Raw genomic sequence first — 24,828 nt, forward strand, 5'->3', positions numbered from 1 at the left:
GGTCTACTGAAGACTAGGCCTTACTGTGGACGCGCTCAGGAGTTGCCCGGTTACTCAGGAGATATGGACGATGTTAGCGGGAAAGGATTGAAAGTCCTCATCATCTGTCATGTCTCAGAACGAGAGTTCGACCCATATTAGGGCTGACGCAGCGCCCGATCGCGTTAGCCGGCAAGAAGCCTTGGCAGGGTTTTCAAAGTGGGCCACAGTTCTGTGGACTCGCACGGGTTGTCAGAACATGAGCCGTAATCCCTCAAGCGTGCATCAATGCGGCGAGGGGTATCGCTTAGTCAGCAGATCGCGCCGGCCGGAAGAGGCAGTCATTGTGCATCTGTGGTAGCTGCACTCTGGCACAGTTGGCTTCAGAATCTGCAAAGTGTGGCGAAGGCGTGATGTGAGCTGGCCACGACGGGAGCCGGACAGCACGAAGAATGGTAGGTCCTGGGCACATTCGGTTGTTTGATCTCCGGTCTGCAGACTGCATCGGAACTAGCGGGCGCGGAAACCACATCGATGATCGCAGTCCGCAGGTGTCACTGCTTCCAGACACGTCAACGAATCCTTCTCAGAAGCGAGCACTCACATTGGCCGCACAACGTCTGATAATGATTGCAGCCTTTGCGTTGCGCGTTCGTGTGCAACGACCCGAAATCATGCCCCACCTCCACTTGATGAAGGCGAAGCAGATCGAGCGGCCCAGCGCCTCAGAGAGACGAGCGACGCCGTAGTTGTGCCTTCTAACTTAGTACGGCAGTCCCTGCGTCGCGCGGTAGTAGTGCAGGTTTGGGTAGCCAGCTGCCGTGCAAGCCGGCGGCCCCTGCAGGCAAGAGGGCCACCGCTCGGAGCGAGCATAAGGAGCCGTGGCTGGCATCCCGAAGGAGCGATCAGCGTACGCAGCGAGAGTGTGGTTCGGCGGAAGCTCATTGATCTCTCTATGGGAGAAGGGCGCTGCCTGCGCCATTGTGGACGCGACCACAAGTGCGACAGCGGTCAGGGGGACGAGTCGGATCGAAAGCATGAGGAGTTCTCCTAGTCACTTGCTGCGTTGAACGGCGTGAGCATGAGCGCTGTTGCCGCTGCTGAGTAGATTGTCGTTGGTCAGACGCATGTCAGCCTGCGAAATCTGACAGTCCATTCTGTCGAGACAAATCCTAACCTCATTCCATCTTCCCAGCTCAGTCGACGTGCCTTTTGGATTGTCCCAGTGCGTCATCCCATTGGCCTACTGAGACATGAACGAGGGTCGCCCGATGCCAAGTTGCGCTATCGACAGGAGAACGGGATCCGGTGGGTCACCAATTTACCCCTAACCAGTCTTGGATTGTCGGGGTTGAATTGCCATATATTGATCAGCTGTTGGATCGTGGGTTGAACTTGCACGGAGTGCTGCTATGACCCGTCTGATTGTGCCCAACGACGCAATGATCAATCGACTTACTGCGACCCTGGGCCTGCTTCTCCAGCTATCCCCTTGGGCGCTGGGCTTCGCGACCGTTGAAGCCGCTGCTTGGACGGCCGGGATTGGCGGGATCACCGTTACTGTGATGTCGTTTGCGGCCTTTATCTACCTGCGGGAATGGAAAGAATGGGTTTGTCTGATGACGGGGCTGTTCCTCATCGTCTCACCTTGGCTTCTCGGCTTCGCGCGGAATGCATCCGCCACATGGGTCCATGTGACTATTGGGCTGGTGGTCACAGTATTGGCGTCCATCGAGCTTCGGCGTCTTCACGGATTGCCGCCTAACAAGCCCGCGTGAGGAGGGCGTGAAGGGGCAAGTGGCAGACGTATCTGTGGTGTCTAGACCTGATCCGATCCTGAAGGGCTCTGCTCAAGCAGGGATTAGCTCATTAAGATCACGCAGGAGCCCCAGCCGCCCTGTTAGATCTTGCTGGCTGCATCTCACCTGAAATGGCGCCAAATTCAGTGCTCGGTTGATGGGCTGATTATGGGCCTAAGGGGCGCCTTAGCACCGAGCGGCCCCTCGCCTGTTATCTGACTCACTGGAGTCGGCTCAAGGTTTTCAACGGGTTGCACGACGCATTTGGATAGCCAAGATGTGGCCTAAGCAGAATGTCGAACGGGATCTCCGCACCCTTCTAACGCGGATTGGGGCAACCTCGGAACTGACGGAAAGACTCGTAGCGAGTGTGTTGCAATACGCCTGCCCCGGGCTCAATGCGGCCTGCCGCCCAATACCTGCGTGCGGAAACTGACCGAGGCAGAGGCCTGGATTGATCTAGGCTTCTGGCTGATCGGTTCGGAACTCCCGGACTGTGTCATCCATCACCTATCCTGTGATGACCAAGGCCCTGCCGAGCCCACTCCGGCCTGGCTGAACTTGTGCGAACGGGCGCCTGCTGAATGCATGATTGACCTCTCTGAGCCAGTCGATGTCTCGCTCAAGACCGAAGTTCTGGTCCTACTGCGGAAAGTCACGAAGGAGGTCAACCTCGCTGTCGTGCCGATGACCGATCGCACACACTGGGGCGTCGAGGACCGCTGGGATTACCCGAAGGGCAGCTACGGGGACTGCAAAGACATCCAACTCCCCAAGCGCAAGCGGCTCATCGAAGCGGGGCTACCCCGCCGCGCCCTGCTGATGGCAGTGGTTATCGGTCAGAATGACGAGGGTCATGCGGTCTTGATGGTGCGCACCACGGCGGGTGATCTCGTTCTCGATAACAAGACCTCGGCGGTCCTGCCTTGGCGTCTGACGGGCTACCGCTTTGTCAAGCGGGAGGGTCAAAACGGGTTCGGCTGGGTCAGTCTGATTGAGCCGCCCTTGCCGGCTGCCCACGCGAGCCGCTGAGACGGACTACCCGTCATGATGGGTTCGCTGGCATCCGGGAAACGCCTAGTGCCGGACACCCGCTTTGCTCTGTTGCCGTATCTGTTGAAGGCCGACCCATCGCGGCTTCCTCGGCGTGACCACCACTACGCGTTGCGGCTTGGCCCGATCATAGGCATGGCGGCCAAGCCGAGTTTGTCGTTTACTAGGCGATGCAGTCGATTTCCTATTCCTGTCACCGGTTCCCGTGACAAGGCCGCCAAGGAGCCCAATTTTCGGGATGTCGGCGTCTCTCGAAATCTGCAGAGCCGATGGCCTGCTTAAACCTATGTATGGTTCGAGTTCTGTGCAATCGGATCATACATATCTCCTGTCAGGTCACCCTTCGCCTGGCCTTGAATCCATCGTATGAATGAGGACGGGCTGCGTGCACAAAGTTCCAGTTATCACGATCATTGATGACAACGAGGCCGTCCGGATCGCGATGTAGAGCCTCCTGAACTCACTCGGATATGTCGCTTACACGTTTGCGTCAACAGAGGACTACTTGTGCTCGCCCCGCGTGAACGATACGGCGTGCCTGATCACGGATGTTCAAATGTCGGGAATGAAAGGCATTGAACTGCAACGCCGTCTGATGGAGGAAGGTCGGCGCACACCCATGATCTTCACCACAGCGTATTCTGAGGAGGCAACCCGGGCCCGTGCGCTGGAGGCCGGAGCGGCCGGATTTCTGAGCAAGCCATTCGATGAGCAAGCTCTGATTTACAGTCTCGACAAGGCTCTCAAGGAGAACCATGACGGGGCCATCGAAAGCTAAACTCCAACAGGATCTTCGTCGCAACCTGAACAGTGCACCCCGTGCTTGCCCATTAAGCCTTCGATGGGGTCGCCGCAGCGCGCCCGCCGCGATCGGGGAACTCGGGTGTTCTGCCGCGATATCCCCTGACAGATCTAGCAGGCAGTGGATCGCTACTGACGCTGTTAGCGTTTCACCCGCGACAGCACAGTCACAGCCGATCGACCCGCCGTCACCGATGAGCGTGGATATCTGATCGATTGATCGGCTCGCGTACGACTGGCGCGGGACCGCTGGTTGAGAACGAGGTGTGCCATGCAACACAACACCAAGTCAGCCGAGGTTGTTTGCGATCCTTCTGTCTTGGCGACGGAGTTGGAGACCGAGCACGTTGCCGACATCGCTGAAATCCTGAACGAGCAGCCCACCGCAGTTGCGTCGGAGGTTCTCGCACATTTGCTGCTCGATGTGGCAGTCGGAGTGCTTGACCAGCCGGAACTGGAAACGTCTGCCAATCTGCTTGCCGCCCTGCCGGATGAGCGGGCGATAGCGCTCCTCTCCGGTATGTCGGCCGACCAAGTCGCGGAGGTGTTCCGTGAGCTTGAAGAGCCCCGCCGCTCGGTCCTGCTGGAGCGCCTTGACGACGAGACGCGGCTTTCGGTTCTACGGCTCCTGTCCTATCTGCCAAACACAGCAGGCGGCATGATGACCACCGAGTTCGTCAGCGTGCCGACCACATGGTCGGTTGTGCAAGCGCTCGATCATATTCGCCGCGTCGAGCGGACGCGCGAGACCGTCTACACGATCTACGTGCTCGATCCCCGGACGAAGAGGCTCGTCCAAGCCGTGTCGTTGCAGCGGCTCATCTCGGGCGAACCTCACGCCCCGATCCTGTCTGTCGCCCGCCCCCGTCGGCCCGTTACCGTCTCGCCACTTACTGACCGGGAAGAGGTCGCGCGGATCATCTCGGAGTACAATCTTCTGGCCGTTCCGGTTGTGGACCGGGGGCAGATTATTGGGATCGTGACCGTGGACGATGTGATCGACGCGATCGTCCAGGAGAGCACGGAGGACGTGCAGAAATTCGGCGGTGTGGAGGCCCTAGCCGAGCCCTATATGCAGATCAGCTTTGTCGAGATGATCCGCAAGCGCGCCGGGTGGCTCTGCGCTCTGTTCCTGAGTGAGATGCTAACCGCCAGCGCCATGCAGTATTTCGAGGGCGAATTGGAGAAGGCTCTCGTCCTGAGCCTGTTTATTCCCTTGATCATGAGTTCAGGTGGGAGCTCCGGATCCCAGGCAACCTCATTGCTCATCCGGGCGCTCGCCCTTCGGGAGGTGAGGCTGCGGGACTGGTGGCGTGTCGCTCTACGGAAACTGCCCACGGGCATCACCCTGGGTGCGGTCTTGGGCCTGATCGGCATGATCCGCATCACCCTGTGGCAGCAGCTCGGGTTCTATGACTATAACGAGCGCTGGCTGGTCATCGCCTTCACGGTTGGAGTAGCGCTTGTCGGGATCGTGACCTTTGGCTCGTTTGCTGGGTCGATGCTTCCCTTTTTGCTCCAGCGGATCGGCTTTGATCCGGCCAGTGCTTCGGCTCCGTTCGTTGCAACCCTGGTCGATGTGGCAGGGCTGATCATCTACTTCACGGTCGCGCTCGTACTCCTGAGGGGGACCCTGCTCTGAATGCTGGGAGTTCCCGAACAAGGCTTCATCACGATCGCCTGGATCGCGCACTTCATGGCATGTTTTCGTCCCATGAGCGACATATGCATAGGTATCGCTGTACGAAAGGTGGAGAAGGAGCTCCGCCCTTCGCCCAAGACCGACTCCTCGTGCCAGGGTGATCAGCCTTTTCTGGCTGCAGCGGACGGGAGGGCGCATCAAGTCAGCCGGACAGGTGCAACGTTCTCTCAGTCCACAATGTGGTCGGAATTCTCTTACGCGACCTCGGCAACTGCAGCGCCGCCGATCATCGCACATTCCGAGCAGATGCGCTCCGGGTGCTGTTGTAGTCATGAGAATAGACCCAACAGCATATTGACCAGGTCGGCAGCCCCGCATGCTCTTTGGATCCCGATTTCATTAACGAGCGGTAGCAAGCCCTCACTGACACCCTTTGCGGAGTAGATGATAACAGGAACGCCTAAATCATGAAGTTTGTTAAGAAGGTCAGGATATGCGCCGTCCCGCAGAACAGGATCGATCACCGCGACATCCGGGGTGAACCGGCCAAGCCAATCCAGCGCCGCCTGACCTGAAGTGAGCGGGCCAGCCACAAAGAAGCCGTGGGGGTCCAAGGCGTCAGCAAGGTCGAGACCAGCTTTCGGATCTTCTTCGATGATGAGGCAAAATCTCGTACGTTGCAGTGATGACACGCCTCACCTCTGCATTGGATATGGATAGGTCGATCAGCGGCACAGGGATGCTGAAGCAGTTCTGACGAACTGCTCCGTCGAGACACTCTCTGGTTCGGGTATGCGCCCCGGCTCTGCCGCAAATCATCAGAGAGGGGCCGATTGGCCCCTCTTGAGGTTTTTACTTCTTGAGCGCGTCCTTGATGCTGCCTACGGCATTCTGGGCCTTGCCCTTGGCCTGATCCATCTTGCCCTCAGTCTGCATCTTGGTGTCGCCGGTCAGGTGGCCTGCGGCTTGCTTGATCTTGCCTCCAGTTCGGGTGGCGGAACCTTTGATCCGGTCTTTGTCCATGATATCCTCCTGGAACAGTAGATGCCTACCTGCGTGACAGGATGTGTGACTGATCATGCAGGCTATCTTCGATGAGGTCACATCCGCGACAGCATGATTGCAGTATTCCAACCTCTGCTCTCGGTTGTTTCATGACCACTGGGTAAAGGTGAGGTCGCATGCCCGCGGTGTCAGCCTGTCAAATTTTACAGCTTGAGGACTGAGAACGGCCCACGGGTTCCTCAACGCTTCAATGCCAGCACTTCAACCTGCGGCGCATAATAGTAAACGCGCCTCTTCCTCACCGTCTCATTCAAGAAGACATTTCTCTCAGTCGCCGGCAATAAGCGGTCGTGATGCAGAAGATCTTGACGAAAGTGGCTTCTGCGTGCTTACGTCGGACTTGCTGTGTCAGCTCTGGCAATCAGCACCGCGAGCGGCAGCATGACCAGTTGAGCCGCCACGATGCGGGCCACATCAGGGTGGCCGCCCATTCCCTGTTGGCCTGGGCAAGCTTCGGACCGACCAGCGGCAGCAGGGGCGCGTTGGCAACGTGACACAGCAGCACACACAAGGCGAAAACGAGTAGGGGCCGGCATGAGACCAGTACCTTGAGCCTCTTCAGTCCTCCGTGACCTTCCCGGGAGGCTTCTTCCGTCGCCCCGCGGGCACTCTCATAGTCGATGGCTTGTGCCGGAATGAACAGGTTTGCGATTGCTGCCAGAACCGCAGACAGAGGCACCGGCAGCAACACGGCGCGCTGCGAGAACGCCCAGCCCACCGCACCCGCCACGACGGCAATGGCGACGTTGCCCGCGTGATCGAAGGCGGCGTTGCGGCCCATGCGGCGGGCAAGCGCGCGGTGGGCGTAGAGCCCGAGCGTCAGCGCCGCGACGGCCGGACCGAACACGTCGCTGACCATGGCTATCAGCGTGTTGGCCACCATCACCGGCCAGAATGCCGGGAATGCAGCCAACACGATCCCACTCACGCCGAGCACCGCGAGCGCCGGTATCATCAGCCCGAAGATGCCACCAACCATGGTTATCAATCCAACCTCGGATTGGCTCTAATGCTGGTCGGTCACCAGGAACACGTTGAGATCGGGCCCGAGCGCACCGCGGACATCGGCGAGCAGCAGGTTGATCGCGTCGTGCGACAGTGGCTTGAACCCGGCCTCGACCGCCCGCGTCATGCCCGCTTCATCGGCCTTGTCATGGATCGATCCAGCATCGCCGCCGTGTCGCTCAGCGCTGGTCTGCGCTGCGTTGCTCAGTTCAGGATGGATGACGGCATCGGCCATGGCCTTCCCCCAGTCAGGATCCGGAGGTCGACAACAAGGCCGCGAGCGCAAGGAGGAGCGCGGATGGCATGACCAGCAGACCGAGCTTCAGGAAGGCCCAGGTGCTGACGGGTTTGGACTTGCATCACTTGACCAGCCCTCGGAGGGGCCAGATCCCGCCTACCGCCCGAAGATGCCCTTGAGGACCTGAGCCAGCTTGTTGTGCTTCTTCTTGCGGTCGATGTCGGCCTGGCTCTTCACCCAGGCGATCTGCACCACGCGGCGCTCGCCGGCGAAGGGTAGATGGCCGTGCCAGGAATGGTCTGAGCGCAGGAAGGCGAACATGGTGCCCATGACCGGCGGCACTTCGAGCTTGTAACGGTCGTAGTTCTTCTGGTCGTAGAGCACACGCAGGCGTCCACCCTCGTCCTGCTGCCACTCGTCGTTCATATAGACCAGCATGGTCATGACCTTGGACGGGCCGTCCGTGTGGATCGCGCCATATTTGGGCTGCGACTGCTTCATGATGGTGGTCAGGCGCGGATATTGGTGGAGATCCAAACCGAACTTCTTCGACAGCTCCTCGGTTAGCTCGGGGCCTTCGAGCTCGTCGATGAGCTGCTTGAAGCAGCCCTGAAGCTTGACCTCGTCCACGGTCAGATAGCCCGGCTTGATGATGGCGGGAAAGTCCCGCCGCAACTCGTCGATGGCGTCCTGCTTCAGGAGGTTCGAGGCGAGGACGTAATCATACGGCTCGCTGGACCGTTCCGCGTTGCGAACGGCATCAAGGTTGATGGTCTTCATCGAGTCTTCCAAAGCAGTTGAAGTCAACCGAGGCTACATTCAGCAGCGCGTGAGTGGCGATCCTCCTTTCGGATAATGGGCGGCTGAGTCGCAGATCTGAGTACGATTAGGCGATGCCCACGGCTCTTCTCTATTCTGCGGTTTGAGGTCAAGCGCCTTCAGGCCTTCCATCTTCCCGATGTTTGATGTCACTCGCGGGCCCTTGTTTCTCTTCGGATCAGCTTTTGGGCGCTCCCAGCATAGGATCAGAAGAATGAGGCAGCCCAATCTGTTGCGCGTTCTGGCCGTGCCAGAGGCGACCGACACCAGAGCCCGCGCGAACTTACCTCATCATCGTCCCGCGAGGGACGTCTCTCCACCGACTGGCGGATCTCGGATCTCCTCCTATTCGGGTGACAGGCTGTTCCGGTGAGTGATCCGGCGGCCGCCATGGCACTCACCTTCGTCCAGCGGAATTCGGCGCCATCGCTTCAGAGGCCGGGCATGATTACGGCCAAGCGACGCGCCAGAGCCACGATTGCCTTTTGCAAACCGCGCCGTCGGGCCAAGTTCATGGCCCGGGCCTTTAGCCTGGGCCGCCAAACCCATGCGCTTCAGATCAACGCTGAATTAACATCACACCCGGATCACCCACTCGGGGCAGGCCACCCTTCGCCATTCATGTCCTTCGATTGAAATGGTCAATTGTCGGCTGTGCGTCAGCCTGCAAGATCTGGCAGGAGACCCGATCGCCAGTTGAATTGGATGCTTGTAGATGATGTTGCGGGCCCGGGCGGCATGGGATCCCGCTGTTCTCCCGCATAGGCCGCTTACGTATCCAAACTGTTGTTTCACGTCGAGTTTTAATCACTCAAGTCAGTCCTAACCCTATAGGCGCAACCAAGATCCTGTCAGATCTCGCAGGCTGACACCATGTCGACAGTGCCCATTTCTTGGACGGCAGGCATCAGCAACGAGGAGCGAAGATCATCGTTCGCTAGCGACAGGAGGTTTGGATGTTCATCATCTCGTACTGCAACAAGCCCATCTGCTGGCTGCGCTCACCAGGGGGTCGAGCGTTTGGCCGACATCCGCTCAGGCGCGATACGTTGGTACGCACCTCGGCGGCCCGGGAGCTTGGCACTCCTTTGACCACTCCTCATACTTGCATGGCCGTCCCTATGTCGGCCGGTGGCACGACGGCTGGTATCCTGGGACGGTTGGCGGTCTGGCGACGGGCGCCATTATTCGGCGGGGCAATTGCATCCGAAGAGGCCGCACCCTTGTATGCCGTGCCGGTCTACCCGGCTGCTCACACAGCAGATCCTTATCGGCTCGCCTACTGCTCACAGCGCTCTCGCTCCTTCGATCCAGCGACCGGGACCTATCTTGTCGAGGACGGGTCGCGGCCCTTCTGTCAGTGAGTTTCCGAGGATCACGACATGGATGGCGCGAGAAGGATCCGTGGCGCAGTTGAAGCACAGCGTTCTACACGCCGCATTGACCTTGCCTTCATGCGCCTAAGGCGTCGATTTTACAGTCCGCAGAACGCGGGACTAAGCCACTCTCGATAAGTAAGAAGCATTTGCGACGGATCCACGCCGATTCATTCCAATTCCAAGACGTTGCGAGATCGCCCTTATGTCGCCCCACGTCCTTCAGGCCGCGACGGCTGATCAGGTTGACAGCACATTGCAGTCCTCCCGCCTCAAGGCCGAGGCCACTTCGGCAGAGCCGCATGAACTCCTCCGTCCTATCATGAGGTGGGCTGCTCCTGTGCTCGTCTTGGGCGTCATTGCCTCCATCACGGCGCTGCTCGCCGAACTCCTTTCCGGCCTCGACTTCGCAGCCGTAACCGCAAGCGCCGCGCAGATGCCGCTCCCGCTGATTGGCCTGTCGCTTCTCTTCAGCGCGATCAGCTATCTCGCCCTTATCGGCTACGATGCCCTGGCACTGAGAGTAATAACCGACAAGCGGGTTCACTTCACAACGATCGCGATGGGCTCCTTTACGAGCTATGCCATCGGCCACACCCTCGGCTTTCCCCTGATGACGGCGGGCGCCGTGCGCTGGCGTGTCTATGGCACGGCCGGCCTGTCGCTTGCCGAGGTGGCGAGGCTGACAGCCGTCGCGGGCTTCACGCTCTGGATCGGCATGGCTGCCGTTGTGGGCCTCAGCGCCGCGCTCGAGCCGCAGGCGCTCGCCGCGCTCGACCAACTGTCTGTCCGCCTCAACCAGGGCCTTGGCGTCGCCCTTCTGGCCGCCCTCGCTCTCTGGCTGCTGTGGAACCGCCAGGGCGGCCAAGAGATCGGCCGGGGGGATGTGCGGGTTCGCCTCCCGGGCGGCAAAGCCGTTCTTCTGCAAATGGGTCTTGGCCTCCTCGATGTGTCCGCCGCTGCCACGGCTCTCTGGGTTCTCCTGCCCCATGAGGTCACCATCGGCTTTCCTGCCTTTGCGACGGTCTTCGCGGGCGCCATCCTGTTGGCCGTCGTCAGCCATGTCCCGGCGGGTCTTGGAGCGTTCGAGGCGGCGATCCTGCTGGCGTTTCCGAATGTTCCCACAGCCGACCTGCTCTCAGCGGTTCTCGTCTGGCGGCTCACCTATACGCTGATCCCCTTCCTGCTCGCCCTAGTACTCGTCGTCACGCACGAGTTGCGGTATCGAGACACGAAGCTGGCCCAGGCGGCCCGACGCCTCCGGCGGCTGATGCTGCCCTTCGTGCCGATAGCGCTCGCCACTTTGACATTCCTGGGTGGTCTCGTCCTCCTCACCTCCGGTGCGCTGCCCAACGACTACTCGCGCATCCGGGCGCTGAGGCATCTCGTGCCGCTGCCCTTCGCCGAGGTGTCACACCTCGTCGGCAGCACGGCCGGCGTGGTGCTTCTCATTCTCTCTCGTGGCCTGATGCGCCGTCTCTCGAGCGCCTGGATCCTCGCCGTGGTCGTCATCGGCGCTGGGGCAATCGTGTCACTCGCCAAGGGCTTCGATTGGGAGGAGGCGTTGATTCTAAGCTCGGTGTTGATCCTTCTCCTGGCTTATCGCGGGGCGTTCTACCGCAAGGCCGGCATCTTCGCGGAGCCTCTCGAGCCGCGCTGGCTCATCGCCATCGCGTTCGTTGTCGGCTGCACCATCTGGCTCGGCCTCACGGCATTCCAGGATCTCGACTACAGCCATGATCTCTGGTGGCAATTCAGCTGGCATGACGATGCATCGCGATTCCTGCGCAGCAGCCTTGTCGCGGTCATCGTCGGCGCTGCCCTGTCGCTCTATGCGATGATCCATCGCTCTCCCTCTACCCAAAAAGCCGAACCGCTCAAGCTCAATGCCCTCGCGCCTGCCTTGGCCTGTGCCGACCGGGCAGACGCCCAACTCGCTCTGCTTGAGGACAAGCGCTTCTTCTTTCATGAGGCCGGCGACGCCTTTCTCATGTACGCCGTGCGCGGCAAGAGCTGGATTGCCATGGGCGACCCTGTCGGCAATCCCGAGCGCGCGGCCGACCTCATGTGGCGTTTCCTGGAGGAGATCGACCGACATGACGGCTGGCCGGTGTTCTATCAGGTGAGCCCGAGCCATCTGCCGCTCTACCTTGATGGCGGCCTGTCTCTCGTCAAACTCGGAGAAGAGGCGCGTGTCGATCTCACCACGTTCACCACGGAGGGCAAGGCCGGCAAGGACTGGCGTGCCGCCCTCAACCGCGCCAAGCGCGAGAACCTTGAATTCACCATCATTCCGGCTGCCGAGGTGCCAACACATCTTTCCGAGCTCAAGGCTGTGTCGGATGCATGGCTTACGAAGCAAGGCGCTGGGGAGAAGGGATTTTCCATTGGCTTCTGGTCTGAGACGTATCTGTGCCGCTTCGATGTCGCCGTGGTTCGGCGCAAGGGTCGAATCCTCGCCTTCGCCAACATCTGGTACGGACAGGCGGGCGGCGAGATCGCGGTCGATCTCATGCGCCACGTGCCCCATATCTCCGGCCTTATGGATTTTCTGTTCGTCAGCCTGATGCAGGAGGGAATGGCACGCGGCTATCGCTGGTTCAATCTTGGCATGGCTCCGCTTTCGGGCCTGTCGGACCATCGTCTTGCTCCGAGCTGGCACAAGGTCGCTGCCTTCGTGGCCCGCAACGGCGAGCGCTTCTATGGCTTCAAGGGTCTGCGGGCCTACAAGGAAAAGTTCGGTCCTGTCTGGGAGCCGCGCTATCTCGCCTGCCCGGGTGGATGGGCGCTGCCGCAGATCCTGCTCGACGTCACGAACCTTATCTCCGGCGGCCCGATCGGAACCGTCAGCAAGGAAGTAAGGTTATGAAGGCAATAAGCACATTCCGCGGGCTCATCATCGCGGCGGCGCTGGTTGCTCTCACACTCGGAAGTGTTCTGCTGGGTCGCACTGCCCGGTCGGCCGTGACGGGGCCGAGCGTCTCCACCACCTCCCTCGAGGTTGACGAGTTCGGCGCCGTCGATGTGGTGCGGTCCGACCGCCCAGCCCTAGGTCTTATCATCCTGGCGGAGGATGCGTCCCATGCGCAGACGCGCCAGCAGGATGCGCTCGCCCTCGCGAAGAGCGGGCTGATCGCGGTCTCGTTCGATTTCGAGAAGTTCCGTGCAGAGCTCGCCAAGTCTCCTCCTTCGGATGAGTGCCATTACATCGCCGATGACATGAAGGATCTCGCCCAGGCCGTGCAGCGCAAGCTCGGCCTCCAACGCTACTTCTTTCCGGTCATCGCCGGACGAGGCGACGGCGCAGCCTTCGCGTATGCCGCCCTGGCTCAGGCTCCCGCGAACACTTTGGGCGGTGCGATCAGCATCGGCTTCCAGCCAGTCCTGCGGTCCGACCGAACCTATTGCTTCGAACCGCCACTGGATCCTGCCGGAGATGGCCTCTTCGCCCTTCGCAGCGAGGCAAACCTGCCGGGGCCCTGGCGCGTCATCGCGCCCGAAAGCGAGCGTCAGCGGATAGAGGCCTTTCAGGAATCCGAGAACGACGCGGAATTCGTGCCAGCGCAGGACGATGGCTTAACGCGGCAAGCCCTGGTCGAGAGCGCGAACCTGCTCAGCCGGACCGGCGAGCACGGTTATTCGCAACTGCCCGTGTCGGTCATCAAGCCGGACGGCCCGGTGAAGGGGCTCGCGATTATCATGTCGGGCGACGGCGGCTGGCGCGACATCGATAAATCAATCGGCGAATGGTTAGCCGAGCACGGGGTCGCTGTTGTCGGAATGGACTCGCTGCGCTACTTCTGGTCAAAGAGAAGCCCCGGGGAGGTCGCCGCCGATCTCGCCCTGTTATTCGACCACTATGGCGCTGAACTCCGCACGGACCACTATGCAATCATTGGCTACTCATTCGGCTCGGACATCATGCCGGATGTCTGGCCGCAATTGCCGAAGCCCGTCAAGGACCGTGTGGCCGTCGTCTCGCTGCTTGCGTTGGGTACCAACGCCGACTTCGAGGTGACTGTGGAAGGTTTCATCGGCACGGTCTCAGCCGAAAGCCGACCTCTGCGTCCGTTACTTCGTCAGCTGCCGCTTGACCGGACACAGTGTATCTACGGCAAGGAGGACGCGGAGGACAACGAGACCTCGTGTACAGCTCCCGAACTCGGCCAGGCGCAGCGAATCGCCCTTGAGGGCGGGCACCATTTCGATGGAGACTACACCAAAGCCGCGGAGGCGATTTGGGCACGTCTGCAGAACGGAAGCCCAAGGCTTTAGACCGGCCATTAAGAGCCGCATGCCGAAGTGCGCCGATGGTGGGCAGGAGCGGGAGAGGACCGTTACATGGACAAAAGGCGATCAGGGAGAGACGGTGCGGCGGACGAAGCTTAGTGCAGAGGGGTTAGCCACGTCCGCGCTGGTACCGTCGCATGAGAGAGGCATTCAGTTCGCCTGGTCGTAGGCTCGGCACCAGCTGTGCTTCCTGCCTGACACTGCGCGAAAGGGGCTGTGCGGTCCCTTCCGTCACGGCCGATCATCTCACCGGGCAAATTTGTTCGGGAGCTGCCTTCACCTGCTCCTTGGTCAAATTCACTGTAAGCACGGCGTGATCAGGAGCCGAACGGTTCACCGCGTTGGCGGTCCGGTTTGTCGTCGCTGATCCCGTGGTGGCGGGAGCATTCGGCTTCGCTGTCGATGCCGGAGAATGCGGTTCGTTTATAAACGTAAGCTCGTTGATGGGGATCGCCATATCGTGCTGATCCATGCCGAGGACGCCATTGACGCCAACAACCGCGGACTGGATCTTGCCGCTGCTGCCGCAATCAGCTCTCTGATATCTCCAATCTTCTCATTATTCTGGTTGTACACATCCAAGCCCTTGAGCTTGGAGGTCCGCCATTGCTCTGGTTACTCCTCGATCATCCAATTGCACATGCTCATCTGCCCTGAAGCTGGTACGGCCGAGCCTGCCGGCTGGCTCGTCTGGGCCAGCGCCGGGACTGCCCTCAAGGGTGTTAAGATGTGTGACCACGAGATTCTTCGCGAACGTGTCATTCCGCATATTTTGCATCGGCGCCGTGTTCATCCTGCTTGAGGTGCGTGATTTCGCGGAACTTGTCGCCCGCGGGGCAGGGCCGACTCGTAGCGCATTCCTCTCAGCCGTCTTCATGCTGGTGGGGTGCCACGCCTCCATGTGACCGCGGGCCTGCTGTGGCTGCTGACGATGATGGCGTAGATCCGCGTAACGGGATTCCGGGCGACATCTTCAGGCGCTTCCTTTGCCTCAGCCTGTTCTGGCACGTGCTCGATAGTATCTGGGTTGCCCTCTTCACGGTCGTCTACCTTATGGCGGTCAGCAGATGAGCTATGAAGGCGTCGCGACGCTCTCGACCAATGGGACTACACCGGGCTTGCGCTCTACTTCATTCGGGCTATGGGCCCTGCAGCCATTGACACATCACCCTATGTCACGGTGCTCCAAGATGAGCTTAACGCACCTCAAGCAACCCCAAAGCCATAGGCTACTTCCGGTCCGGATCGTCGCAAACCGAGGGGTATCAGTTCTCACTTGTACGGTAAGTGGATCACGCGAGCCTCGCTCGATCCAAGCAAAAGCCGAATGCCCACATCAGCCACAAGGCTGGGTGCTGAACATTCGATGATGGGAAAGCAAAGGTCGCATCGTAGCAGGTCTGAGTCCTAAGCGGGGATAACCCGGAGCGGCCCTGTTGTATGTCCTGACATCGGTCGCGGTTTCGATTGCGCCCATTTTTGCGCCTTGCTCCTGATGTGGCGATGGTGGTAGAATCTTCTGGTTCCGCGATATTCCACAAATGAAGGAGTGGACGACCCCTGCTCCCAGGAGTGCCCTTTGAGACAAGGCGGCACCTTTGTTGAGAAAGACCGAGTGCTCCGCGGGCTCGCAACGGGCGCAGTTGAAATGGTAGCGCTCCTGTCACCGTGCCGATGCTGGAAAACTCTCCCACGAAGCGCAACGGATGACTGGCCAAGCCGCGCTTGTCCGGTATAAGAACCCGCGGTTACTCGTTAACACCCTTGGCAGACCCCGCGCAAGATGTTGGGATCAATCGCCTGGGCGTGATCCAAATCACTCTCGCTTGGAATGCGAATAGTCCGCGCGACTGACCGAGCATTTTGCTTTATCCTTGCACTTTCCCGGGCCTCGGAACCTTGCCCTGTGATTGAACCCGTCGTTTCCGTAGACGTGGTCATGTCAAGGCCGTTGCCAGTCGCCTCGAGGTGGGCCGCGTCCTTGGCCATATCCATGCACTCGAACAGGTCGACATAGCTCGGGCTGCCCCCAGTTGTCGCTTCCCCTGTACACCGTGCGCGGATTGCAGGTGAGTAGCTCGACCAACCCTTGCGAATCTGATTGCGCGCTTGCTGCTCATCCTGCATACAGGTGTTGTAGTCCTGGCCGTCGGTCAAATGGAGGTTTGTGGCCGCACGGCAGCTGGAAGTGACATCGAGCGTCGGCACGCCCATTCCCTCTCGGCCACGTGCCGCCACTGAGACGGGTACCGCCTTATCGCAACCCTTTGCTTCAACAAAGTAGCGCGCGATGGCCGCAGATGAGACAGGCAGAACGCGCTGTGCCGCCTCGTGCGCTGTGGAGCCGCCGCTCGCCGCACCGAAGTCTTGCGCCAGAGCCGGGTTTGCGAGGCCGACCGCCACTGTCGCCACGAATGCACCGCGCCTGATCATGAATCTTTCCTTTCACCGGAAAACCGCCTTGATGGAGAGACCGCCTTCACAGTTCGGTTTCTGCCAGAGAGATTGTTATTGCGGGCGCCTGCGCCACCTGTGACATCTCACAGGGTCCGATGCCGCACCGCAGTCCCGTCGAAACGTAGAACGCAGGTCTGACGGGCTCGGTGGGATAACAGGAACGAGTGAGCGTGCGCTAAGCCCTACCGGCGAATGTGAAAAGGATTGCTACTCCTAGGGTGCTGCACCTCCGCAGTTGATGTAAACTGAAACTTACATTTCGACGGGAGCTGCTGCGATCAAAGGTTCGCGTGCGGGCGTGCTCGTCCGCAACAATCGTGGCGAAAGCGTCGCCGGCCGAATATGGGTTCTTCCAGTACTTGCGTGCCAGTTTGTCCCGCCAGTACTTCGACCCCGTTATTCTATCTTGGCATTGCCAGCGCCTCCGAGTCAGCCCCTACGCTGAGAGGAGCAACAACGGTGCATCAATCTGTTACCTCGCACATTGTGCCCGTACCCTTTTTGGCTTGTCGGCTGCGGTCATCAACTCGATCAGAAGCGGGACTCATCGGGCTCCACCCGCGGCAGCGTAAGCGGTCGTGTCGGTGAGGCTGGTGCGAGCAGTAAGGTCGAAGGAGTGGAATGACGCAGGGGTCATTAAGGCGGGATCAGAAAAGCCAGCTTCGCGACAGTTGTCGCAAGCATATGGTTCTGATTTGGTCCCGATCCGCGTACTACCATCTGGGTCCGCGGCGTGTGAAAGGCTACATACATGGCCGTATTGATCACGCGCTGCATCAAATCTGAAGATTCCACTTGCACCATAAGGGGCGCCCGCACATGTTGCAGTAACCTCAAGGGGCACAATTACGAGCGTGCTTGCCTCAGACGGCCGCTAATGCATCCTGTGGTTTGACAGGCGGGTGCAACACCCCCCGCGCATTTGCCCTGTCAGTTATGAGAGGTTGAACCTGCGAGGATAGTACCCAGAATTGCAAAGAGAATCTTCAGAAGCAGCAGTAGTTCGCCAGAAGAGGATAGATCCATATGTCGAAGCTTGCATCTGGTTCCAATATCTAAACGTGGATCTTCTGCATCACTCTCTTGTGGGTGTCGATCACGCCGGGGCACGCCGCCTCTTGCAAAGCCCAGATAGAGCAAGTGCAGAGTCAGATAGACGCTAAGGCTGATGCCGTCGCTGGTGCAGGTCCGGCAGCATCTGAAAGCGCAGCCGCACGGCTGCACAGACAGCCGACGCCTCGTTCGATCGCGCAAGCGGAAGGGCGCTTAGGTGAGGGAACTGCCATCGAGAGAGCGCTTGCGGCGCTGGGGCGTGCGCGAGAGGCTAACCGAATCGGAAACAAGAATAGCTGCGAGCAAGCACTTGTAACGGCACGAAGCGCGATCAGTCCCGAATGTCTCGTGATATCAGAGCCCACTGGCTGCTGAATCTTTGACACTAAGCCCAACAACACAGGAGCGGCTCACGTTCGCTCCGCGTCTGTGGCGGCATAATTCACAGAGGACTGCGTTCAATGTCTCAACGTCTACGAGGCGCTCGCCATCATCCGCAAGCCAGCGATACCGTTGCGCCTTAAACAGCTCAAGCGGCCGTGGTCCACATCCGGATGCTAGCAGCAAGTGCCCGGCCGGTCACCCTCCAGCTCATTGACGTGCGGACCTGGCGAAGTGGTAATCGTGAATCTCGGCACCTGAGGGCGTGGGTCCTAGCGGATATTACACCGCTGCGTCGACGCCGGGACCAGGTAGATCCTCGCATCAGAGTTGCCCTGCAATGGGATCGATGATGGCTCCCAAGTTAGCCGGTGCCCGATCAGATCCTGGCTCCACTCGCCTCATTCGTCGGCGATGGAGCCTACAAGCAAGCTAGCTTCTACGTCACCATCGCAAAGCGCCATCCGGATGCTCACGTGATCGTTCCACCCCGATTGACGGCAACGCCGAGTGATGATGTGGCGACCACTTCGACCCGGCGCGACAAACTTCTCCAAAACGTTGCGGAGCATGGATGCATGGGCTTGCACAAGAGGTCCGGGTACTCTCCACGAGCCCAGCTGGAGGCGGCTGTTAGCTGATGGAAACGTGTGATGGATCACGAGTTGCACTGGTGGGTGGAACGGTATCGCGCGACTGAGGCCGCTATAGCAGCTCATGCCTTGAACAACATGCACGAGCTTGGACGCATGAAGTCCTTCCGCGCGCCCAAACAAGGCCGCGAGGTGAGCTCTGCGCGCTCCACAGCCAATCCGTGCGCTCAGTCCTGTGGCGGTGGTCCCGTACGCAACAGTCACTGGAGAAGGGTCGAGAGCGCAGTACCCACCACCGGCGCGAAGGTAAAGAAGGTACCGCAGGCAGGCGCCGTCGGGTTTCGGCCGCTGGGCAAACTCTCCTGGAGTGCTGCGGGGCCGCCTGCCTAGGCAGTCAGCTCGCCTGGCCCGTTGCGACGGGGGCGATCGGAACGCACGGAAGAGCTAACACACCGGGATCTGGCGCGGTGACCCTTCTAGCTGCTAATGGTAGCGGAGTTCCTCACGGCACCGCGGAAAGGCTCGGGGGAAGTCGGGATTGCGCGGCTCGCAGCTAAAATGCAGGGCCGTCGCAATGGCGAGTGCACGACTTGCTGTTGTGATCCGCAAACTACATAAGAGCGACGCGCTTGAGTGGTAGAAGGATTCAGTCGAAAGCCTCAAGGATGATGGTGCTGTGACAGACAGGTTGCCGTAGTGCCACTGGCAGACCTGACAGGCTGACATGGTTGATAGATCCTATATTCTGTCTTGACGCACACTGTTCGCTACTACAAGGGAGCGCAATGGTGACCCTGGCGAAGGCTCTGATGCTGTTTGCGGCTGAGCGCCTGATTCTCGCTTGCGCATCGTTCCGCAATGGTCACTAGTTGTGGGCTAGAAGATGGACACAGAACAATACCGTTGGCAGGACCACGTGATCCGTTCCGACTGGTGGATTATCGATCTTTTTGTAATGCTAATTGCTTGCGCAGTGGTGCTCGCGGCGGGCTTGGACGAGAAGTCGATCGACAGCAAGCATCACCGCATCGAAGCAGCGCGTGCGTGGGATCCTGCGATACTGGAGCCTCGTGCAGATGCTCAACAATCTAGAGCGCAATCATCTGAAGCATCGAAGCTCCCTTCCTCGGTACCACGACAAGCGGGTGTTGAGAGGGGTTGACGAAGAAGCGAGTAAGAATGCCCGTTTAAGGGTCGGTAATCCACGGCGGAGATCATCCTATGGGTTCTCCGCCAAAGCGCTTTTGATCTGGGCTTCAATCCGTTCGTATGGCAAATGACTGGGCGTTGGATGCGAGGTCACGCCACGACGTTTGCCTGTGAGATCCTACGGGAGCCCGGCTCCGGCCAGTGGGTTAAGGTCAGCCTGCACGTACAGGCGCGGCGTGCCACCTTGCCGCTCGAAACCTCGGCAATCGCCGGCGGCAGTACCCCCATGACGGAGTTGCGTGAATGGATCAAGTGTGCCAGCAGAAGGCGGAGAGGAACGGCGGCTTCTGGGAGACCATTCAAGTCGTCCTCCGGGCACTGCTGATCGCACTTGTGATCCGCACCCTTCTGTTTCAGCCCTTCAACATCCCCTCAGGTTCGCTGACTCCGTCACTGCTTGTTGACGATTACCTGTTCGTCTCGAAATATGCCTACGGCTTTTCCGGCTATTCCGTGCCCTTCGGTCTACCTATTTTTCCGGGCCGGATCTGGGGCGCCGAGCCGAAGCGGGGCGATGTCGTGGTCTTCAAGCTGCCCAAGGACAACTCCACCGACTACATCAAACGGGTTATCGGCCTGCTGGGCGACCGGATCCAGATGATCGGCGGCGTTTTGCATATCAACGGCCAGTCCTTCAGCGGGAGCGGATCGAGGATTACAAGACCAGAGATTTCTATGGCCGCCCCGTGGCTGTTCCTCAATACATCGAGATGCTGCCCAATGGTGTGAAGCACCGGATCATCGAAATAGAGGGCGGCCACGGGGTATGGGACAATACGCTCGTCTACACTGTGCCAGACGAACACATCTTCATGATGGGCGACAACCGGGACAACTCGGACGACTCTCGCGACCTGTCGAACGTCGGCTATGTGCCGTTCGAGAATCTCGTTGGTCGCGCCGAAATCATCATCTTCTCGATCGATGACGATGCCGCCGCCTGGAAGGTCTGGGATTTGCCCTGGACGGTGCGCTGGGATTGGCTGCTCCGACCTGTGACGTGAGGTCGACGGAGGATGTGCTTCGCGGCCTTCGATCTCACCATCGTGGCCGGCACCGAGACTCGCATTCAGGCTGCTGTTCTGGTCCAGCCCGGAGACACGCAATGACAGTATAGTGGTACATGTTCGCGAAGGGTATCGAGAATAGCTACCCGACCATCAAGAGTGGCAGCGTCCGTGTGGACGAGATGGAGAAGTGCGGACATTACGAACATTGGCGGAAAGACTTCGATCTCCTGCAGGAACTTGGTTTCCGCTATCTGCGTTACGGACCGCCGATCCACCATGTGTGGCTTAGCCCCAACCGGTATGATTGGAGCTTTCCGGATGAGACCTTCGGGGTGCTGAGAGCTCTCGACGTGGTGCCGATCGCCGACCTCTATCGAACCCCCTGAACGGTAAACTAGGCGTCATGTGACAGGCCGATCGTATTCGGCAACGCGAACAGATGAGCCCCGGCCGGGATCAGGACGAGAGCGGTCAGCAGGAACGCCAAGAATTGGATCACACGCAAGATCATGCGATGCCTCCTCTTCCAAGAGTGATCAGGTCTCTTTTTACTCGTTAACGGCACTCGAAGCCCAGCGACCGGGCGCTGGAAATCCGGTCACTTAGCGCGGCTGCTGTCACGCCAAAGTAATGCAAGGGGTCTGGTCAACACCTCCCAGCAAATAGAGGCGTCGGGTGAGCGCTTGGCGGCTGAGTTTCAGCGCCTCTGCGTAATTATCTGACATGTACCAGGCGTCAGCGCTGGTCAGGGTGGCTAGCACACCAGCGTCCGGTTCTGGGGTAAATGGCTGGCCTACATCGATGCGAGGTCGTGCTGGAGCCACTCCATTGGCTTCCAGTCCCCGATCCACCGGAGGCGGACCGATCCGGTTTCCTTGTTACCGGACTCACACCGTCACCTGCGTGCCGACCTCAACGACGCGACCGGTGGGGATCTGGAAGAAGTCCGTGGCATCGCTCGCCGACTTGACAAGGCTGATGAACAGCTTGTCCTGCCAGAACGACATCCCGCCATGGACCGAGGGTCGGATCGAACGCCGCGAGACGAAGAACGAGGTCGCCATGATGTCGAATTTGAATCCCTGCTTGCGCAGGAGGACCAGTCCACCCGGGATGTTCGGCGCCTCCATGTAGCCGAAGGTCATGGTCACGCGCCAGAACGAGTCGCCGAGGTGCTCGATCCGAACACGCTCGTCGTCCCCGACCCGTGGGGTGTCCGCAGTCCTGACGGTCAGCACCACGTTCTGCTCGTGCAGGATCTTGTTGTGCTTGAGGTTGTGCAGCAGTGCAGCCGGAGCAGTCTCGGGATCGCTCGTCAGGAACACGGCCGTGCCCTTGACCCGGTGCGGCTGGCTCTTCTCCAGGATGCCGACGAGTTCGATCAGCGGCACGTCCACTTTCCGGGTCTTGTCAAACAGGATGTGCGTGCCGCGCCGCCACGTCATCATGAGCAAAACCAGCAGGCCGCCAACCAGCAGCGGCATCCAGCCACCTTGGGGGATCTTGAGAGCGTTCGCCGTCAGGAAGATCGCGTCGACAAGCAGGAAGGGCGCCACGACCGCCGTGGCGAGCCACAGCGGCCACTTCCAGCACCGCCAGACCACGAAGAAGGCCATGATGGCCGTCACCACCATCGTGCCGGTCACGGCAATGCCGTAGGCGTGGGCCAGGGCGCTCGAACTCTTGAAGGCGATGATCAAGAGCAGCACGGCCGCCAGGAGCAGAATGTTGACCTTCGGCACGTAGATCTGGCCCTTCTCGGTCTCGGACGTCCAGCGGATCTCCAACCGCGGCAGCAGGCCCAGCTGGATCGCCTGCTGGGTCAGGGAGAACGCTCCTGTGATCACCGCTTGGCTCGCAATGATGGTGGCGACGGTCGCCATGCCGACCATTGGCAGGAGGGCCCAATCGGGATAGAGCAGGAAGAAGGGGTTCTCGATCTTGCCGGGATCATCGAGCAGCAGCGCACCTTGACCAAAGTAGTTCAGGGCGAGGCAGGGCAGGACAAAGCTGAGCCAGGCGAGTTGGATCGGGCGTCGTCCGAAGTGGCCCATATCGGCATACAAAGCCTCGGCTCCAGTGACGGCGAGGAACACGGCCCCGAGGGCGAACAGGCCCGCCGTGCCGTGGGAGGCGAGAAACGCGATGCCGTAGGTGGGGCTGATCGCGGCCAGGATGCTCGGCTCATCGGCAATGTGAAGCAGGCCGCCGAGAGCCATGAGGGCGAACCACAGCACCATGATCGGACCAAACCAGGCCGCGACGCGGGCCGTGCCATGGCTCTGTACCATAAACAGGCCAATCATGATAACGCCGCTGAGCGGCAGGACGTAATGGTCGAAGGCAGGCGTGACGAGCGTCAGGCCCTCAATGGCCGAGAGCACCGAGATCGCTGGCGTAATGATGGCGTCGCCATAGAACAGGGCGGCGCCGACCATGCCGAGCAGGGCGATCACGAGGATGTTGTGGCCCATGACCTTCTGGGTGAGCGCCATCAGCGTGAGCGTACCGCCTTCGCCGTTGTTGTCGGCCCGCAGGATGAACAGCACGTACTTGACCGTCACAATGAAGATCAGGGCCCACAGGATCAGCGATACGATTCCGAACACCATCTCGCGCGTAACCGTACCGCCCGCCGCGGCTGCCGAGAGCGACTCCTTGAGGGCATAGAGCGGGCTCGTGCCAATGTCGCCATAGACGACACCGAGTGTACCGAGCGTCAGGGTCCAAAAGCCCGTGTGTGGAGCGGCCGGTTGAACTGCCGGCTCCGCGGGACGGGGCTGGCTGGAAGCGGCTGCGGTCATTTATCTCTCCACACCATGGGTCATCGAGGCCGCTCCGGATCTGTTCCTCCGCCTGAACGCCGTCACGTTGCTTGGAGCCCGGCCCTGGGCCTTCTGGAGCTGGGCCTGGACGAGGGCACCAAAGATCGCGAGCGCCGGGTTGTCGTGCTGGAACTCGGCCACGTCCTCAACCCAGTTGATCGCCAGCCCGCGGACGCAGATTGCGCAGTTCCAGCGACTGTCATCGCAGGACAGGCGGTGGATCACCCAGTCCGGCAGTTCCCAGCCGATCAGCCAGAAGCCCAGGTCGACCCAGGCCTCCGCCCCGATCAGGCGCTGCACGAGATCGTGGGGCTGGATGCCCGACTTGAGCCGGGGACAGGCGTATTGCAGCACATCCGCCACGAGGCTGCCCGTCGGCTGGCAGGTCGTCTCGATCCGCCTCAGAAGCGAGCGGAGATCGCGCTCCAGGTTTTGTTTCGGCCACATCTTGGCTATCCACACAGGTCAGAACCAGGCCGGACAACCGGTGCCCCTCGGACAACAATCGGTTCCTGACCTTTCAGATCAGACATGGCCAGGGCCGCATAAAAAATCGATTGGGAGGTGAAAGGCTCGATCTAAAGGCTGCTGCTTTGCAAACATATTGCCCTCAACAGTTTGCGTCTGCGGTATGCGCAGACACGACAAGTCAGTTTGGTGCTTCCGACCGGAGCGTCAGCCTGCGAGATCTGACAGGGGATCGGCGTGCTCGTCTGGTCTAGGTTGTGAGGGTGAAGTCAGCAAGGTTTGCGGCTTGCGGTTGCGTCCGTCACCAGGGGAATGCACGAGATCTAGGGCGCTCGAAAAGGAGCGCCAAATCAGTTCATTGGCAGGGGAGCAGTGGGGAAGGCAATGGATACCTATAACTTGTTCCGGCGCAAGGGCTATAGTGCGCTCTGCTGTGTGGTGCCGGCACACTCCCCGACCCCCGGCTTCCTCAGCGCGACAATCTGGGACTTCATGGGTGGGATCAATACCGAAGAGTCGCCGGTGTTAACCGGATTTGACAAAGCCGCTGCGAAGCTCGTGATCCCCCTCAACGGTTTCTATTTATTCCAGGAAGTGGCCTAACAGAGTTCCGCCTGTTGCAAATGTGAAGTATAGCCACTACAGATACTGTTTTGGCGCCGCGCCATACTCGCCGAATGCTTGATTTCCCAGCCGCGCGCCTGCACAGCGCAGTTGCGACATGTAAGTGGAAAGCAAGTTTGCAACAGGTCCTGATCAGGCGCA

18 protein-coding genes and 1 pseudogene are annotated in these 24,828 nt (G+C 60.0%); 11 read left to right on the forward strand and 8 right to left on the reverse strand.

The window, feature by feature from the left end:
- Nucleotides 1-1,391: 1,391 nt before the first annotated feature.
- From BB934_RS01935 to mgtE, 4 genes are all read left to right on the forward strand, one after another.
- Nucleotides 1,392-1,757 carry an SPW repeat protein gene (locus tag BB934_RS01935; protein WP_099508132.1) on the forward strand — a complete coding sequence of 122 codons (366 nt, stop codon included), beginning with the start codon at nucleotides 1,392-1,394 and terminating at the stop codon, nucleotides 1,755-1,757.
- Between the two features lie 609 nt (nucleotides 1,758-2,366).
- The gene (locus tag BB934_RS01940) at nucleotides 2,367-2,810 is read left to right on the forward strand and encodes a transglutaminase-like cysteine peptidase (RefSeq protein ID WP_237050140.1); all 444 of its coding nucleotides are present in this window, start codon (nucleotides 2,367-2,369) and stop codon (nucleotides 2,808-2,810) included.
- Between the two features lie 526 nt (nucleotides 2,811-3,336).
- Nucleotides 3,337-3,609, forward strand: a complete 273-nt coding sequence (locus BB934_RS01945; protein ID WP_335645597.1) for a response regulator — start codon at nucleotides 3,337-3,339, stop codon at nucleotides 3,607-3,609.
- A 294-nt stretch (nucleotides 3,610-3,903) separates the two neighbouring features.
- Nucleotides 3,904-5,274, forward strand: coding sequence for a magnesium transporter (gene mgtE / locus BB934_RS01950; protein WP_099508134.1), 1,371 nt, complete (start codon nucleotides 3,904-3,906; stop codon nucleotides 5,272-5,274).
- A gap of 329 nt (nucleotides 5,275-5,603) precedes the next feature.
- Here the strand turns inward: mgtE and BB934_RS01955 are convergent, their stop codons facing one another.
- The 5 genes from BB934_RS01955 to BB934_RS01975 all read right to left on the reverse strand — a co-directional run bounded on the left by BB934_RS01955 (nucleotide 5,604) and on the right by BB934_RS01975 (nucleotide 8,362).
- Nucleotides 5,604-5,966, reverse strand: coding sequence for a response regulator (locus BB934_RS01955; protein WP_099508135.1), 363 nt, complete (start codon nucleotides 5,964-5,966; stop codon nucleotides 5,604-5,606).
- 160 nt (nucleotides 5,967-6,126) lie between these two features.
- Nucleotides 6,127-6,297: a CsbD family protein gene (locus BB934_RS01960; RefSeq protein ID WP_099508136.1), complete on the reverse strand. Its 171-nt coding sequence runs from the start codon at nucleotides 6,295-6,297 to the stop codon at nucleotides 6,127-6,129.
- Nucleotides 6,298-6,700: 403 nt separating this feature from the next.
- A complete protein-coding gene (locus tag BB934_RS01965) occupies nucleotides 6,701-7,318 on the reverse strand; it encodes a hypothetical protein (protein WP_099508137.1) in 618 nt (205 codons plus the stop codon).
- A gap of 27 nt (nucleotides 7,319-7,345) precedes the next feature.
- Nucleotides 7,346-7,579, reverse strand: coding sequence for a hypothetical protein (locus tag BB934_RS01970; RefSeq protein ID WP_099508138.1), 234 nt, complete (start codon nucleotides 7,577-7,579; stop codon nucleotides 7,346-7,348).
- A gap of 159 nt (nucleotides 7,580-7,738) precedes the next feature.
- Entirely contained in the window at nucleotides 7,739-8,362 is a 624-nt protein-coding gene (locus BB934_RS01975) for a 2OG-Fe(II) oxygenase (RefSeq protein WP_099508139.1), read from the reverse strand.
- A gap of 1,160 nt (nucleotides 8,363-9,522) precedes the next feature.
- Here BB934_RS01975 and BB934_RS48905 point away from each other — a divergent pair.
- The 4 genes from BB934_RS48905 (at nucleotide 9,523) to BB934_RS51440 (ending at nucleotide 14,869) form a co-directional block, all read left to right on the forward strand.
- Nucleotides 9,523-9,765 carry a BA14K family protein gene (locus tag BB934_RS48905; RefSeq protein ID WP_237050283.1) on the forward strand — a complete coding sequence of 81 codons (243 nt, stop codon included), beginning with the start codon at nucleotides 9,523-9,525 and terminating at the stop codon, nucleotides 9,763-9,765.
- Between the two features lie 217 nt (nucleotides 9,766-9,982).
- Entirely contained in the window at nucleotides 9,983-12,646 is a 2,664-nt protein-coding gene (mprF, locus tag BB934_RS01985; protein ID WP_099508140.1) for a bifunctional lysylphosphatidylglycerol flippase/synthetase MprF, read from the forward strand.
- Nucleotides 12,643-14,052 (forward strand): virulence factor family protein, encoded by a 1,410-nt coding sequence (locus tag BB934_RS01990; protein ID WP_157933974.1) that lies wholly within the window; start codon nucleotides 12,643-12,645, stop codon nucleotides 14,050-14,052. The genes mprF and BB934_RS01990 overlap by 4 nt, the downstream gene beginning before the upstream one ends.
- Nucleotides 14,053-14,479: 427 nt before the next feature.
- Nucleotides 14,480-14,869 (forward strand): hypothetical protein, encoded by a 390-nt coding sequence (locus BB934_RS51440; RefSeq protein ID WP_157933975.1) that lies wholly within the window; start codon nucleotides 14,480-14,482, stop codon nucleotides 14,867-14,869.
- A gap of 953 nt (nucleotides 14,870-15,822) precedes the next feature.
- On the opposite strand, the gene BB934_RS02005 is transcribed toward BB934_RS51440, so the two are convergent.
- Nucleotides 15,823-16,500 carry a hypothetical protein gene (locus BB934_RS02005; RefSeq protein ID WP_099508142.1) on the reverse strand — a complete coding sequence of 226 codons (678 nt, stop codon included), beginning with the start codon at nucleotides 16,498-16,500 and terminating at the stop codon, nucleotides 15,823-15,825.
- 3,503 nt (nucleotides 16,501-20,003) lie between these two features.
- Between BB934_RS02005 and lepB the strand changes: the two are divergent.
- Both lepB and BB934_RS02015 read left to right on the forward strand, forming a co-directional pair.
- A pseudogene (gene lepB / locus BB934_RS02010) lies at nucleotides 20,004-20,764 on the forward strand (signal peptidase I).
- Between the two features lie 119 nt (nucleotides 20,765-20,883).
- Nucleotides 20,884-21,156 (forward strand): hypothetical protein, encoded by a 273-nt coding sequence (locus BB934_RS02015; protein WP_175608875.1) that lies wholly within the window; start codon nucleotides 20,884-20,886, stop codon nucleotides 21,154-21,156.
- Nucleotides 21,157-21,657: 501 nt separating this feature from the next.
- Here BB934_RS02015 and BB934_RS02020 read toward each other — a convergent pair.
- Together BB934_RS02020 and BB934_RS02025 are read right to left on the reverse strand one after the other, a co-directional pair.
- The gene (locus tag BB934_RS02020) at nucleotides 21,658-23,574 is read right to left on the reverse strand and encodes a potassium transporter Kup (protein ID WP_099508143.1); all 1,917 of its coding nucleotides are present in this window, start codon (nucleotides 23,572-23,574) and stop codon (nucleotides 21,658-21,660) included.
- On the reverse strand, nucleotides 23,575-24,042 hold the full coding sequence (locus tag BB934_RS02025) for a hypothetical protein (RefSeq protein WP_099508144.1): 468 nt from the start codon (nucleotides 24,040-24,042) through the stop codon (nucleotides 23,575-23,577).
- A gap of 405 nt (nucleotides 24,043-24,447) precedes the next feature.
- Here BB934_RS02025 and BB934_RS02030 point away from each other — a divergent pair, with 405 nt between their 5' ends.
- A complete protein-coding gene (locus BB934_RS02030) occupies nucleotides 24,448-24,666 on the forward strand; it encodes a hypothetical protein (RefSeq protein ID WP_099508145.1) in 219 nt (72 codons plus the stop codon).
- Nucleotides 24,667-24,828: the final 162 nt, after the last annotated feature.

This window comes from Microvirga ossetica (assembly GCF_002741015.1).
Lineage (GTDB): Bacteria > Pseudomonadota > Alphaproteobacteria > Rhizobiales > Beijerinckiaceae > Microvirga > Microvirga ossetica.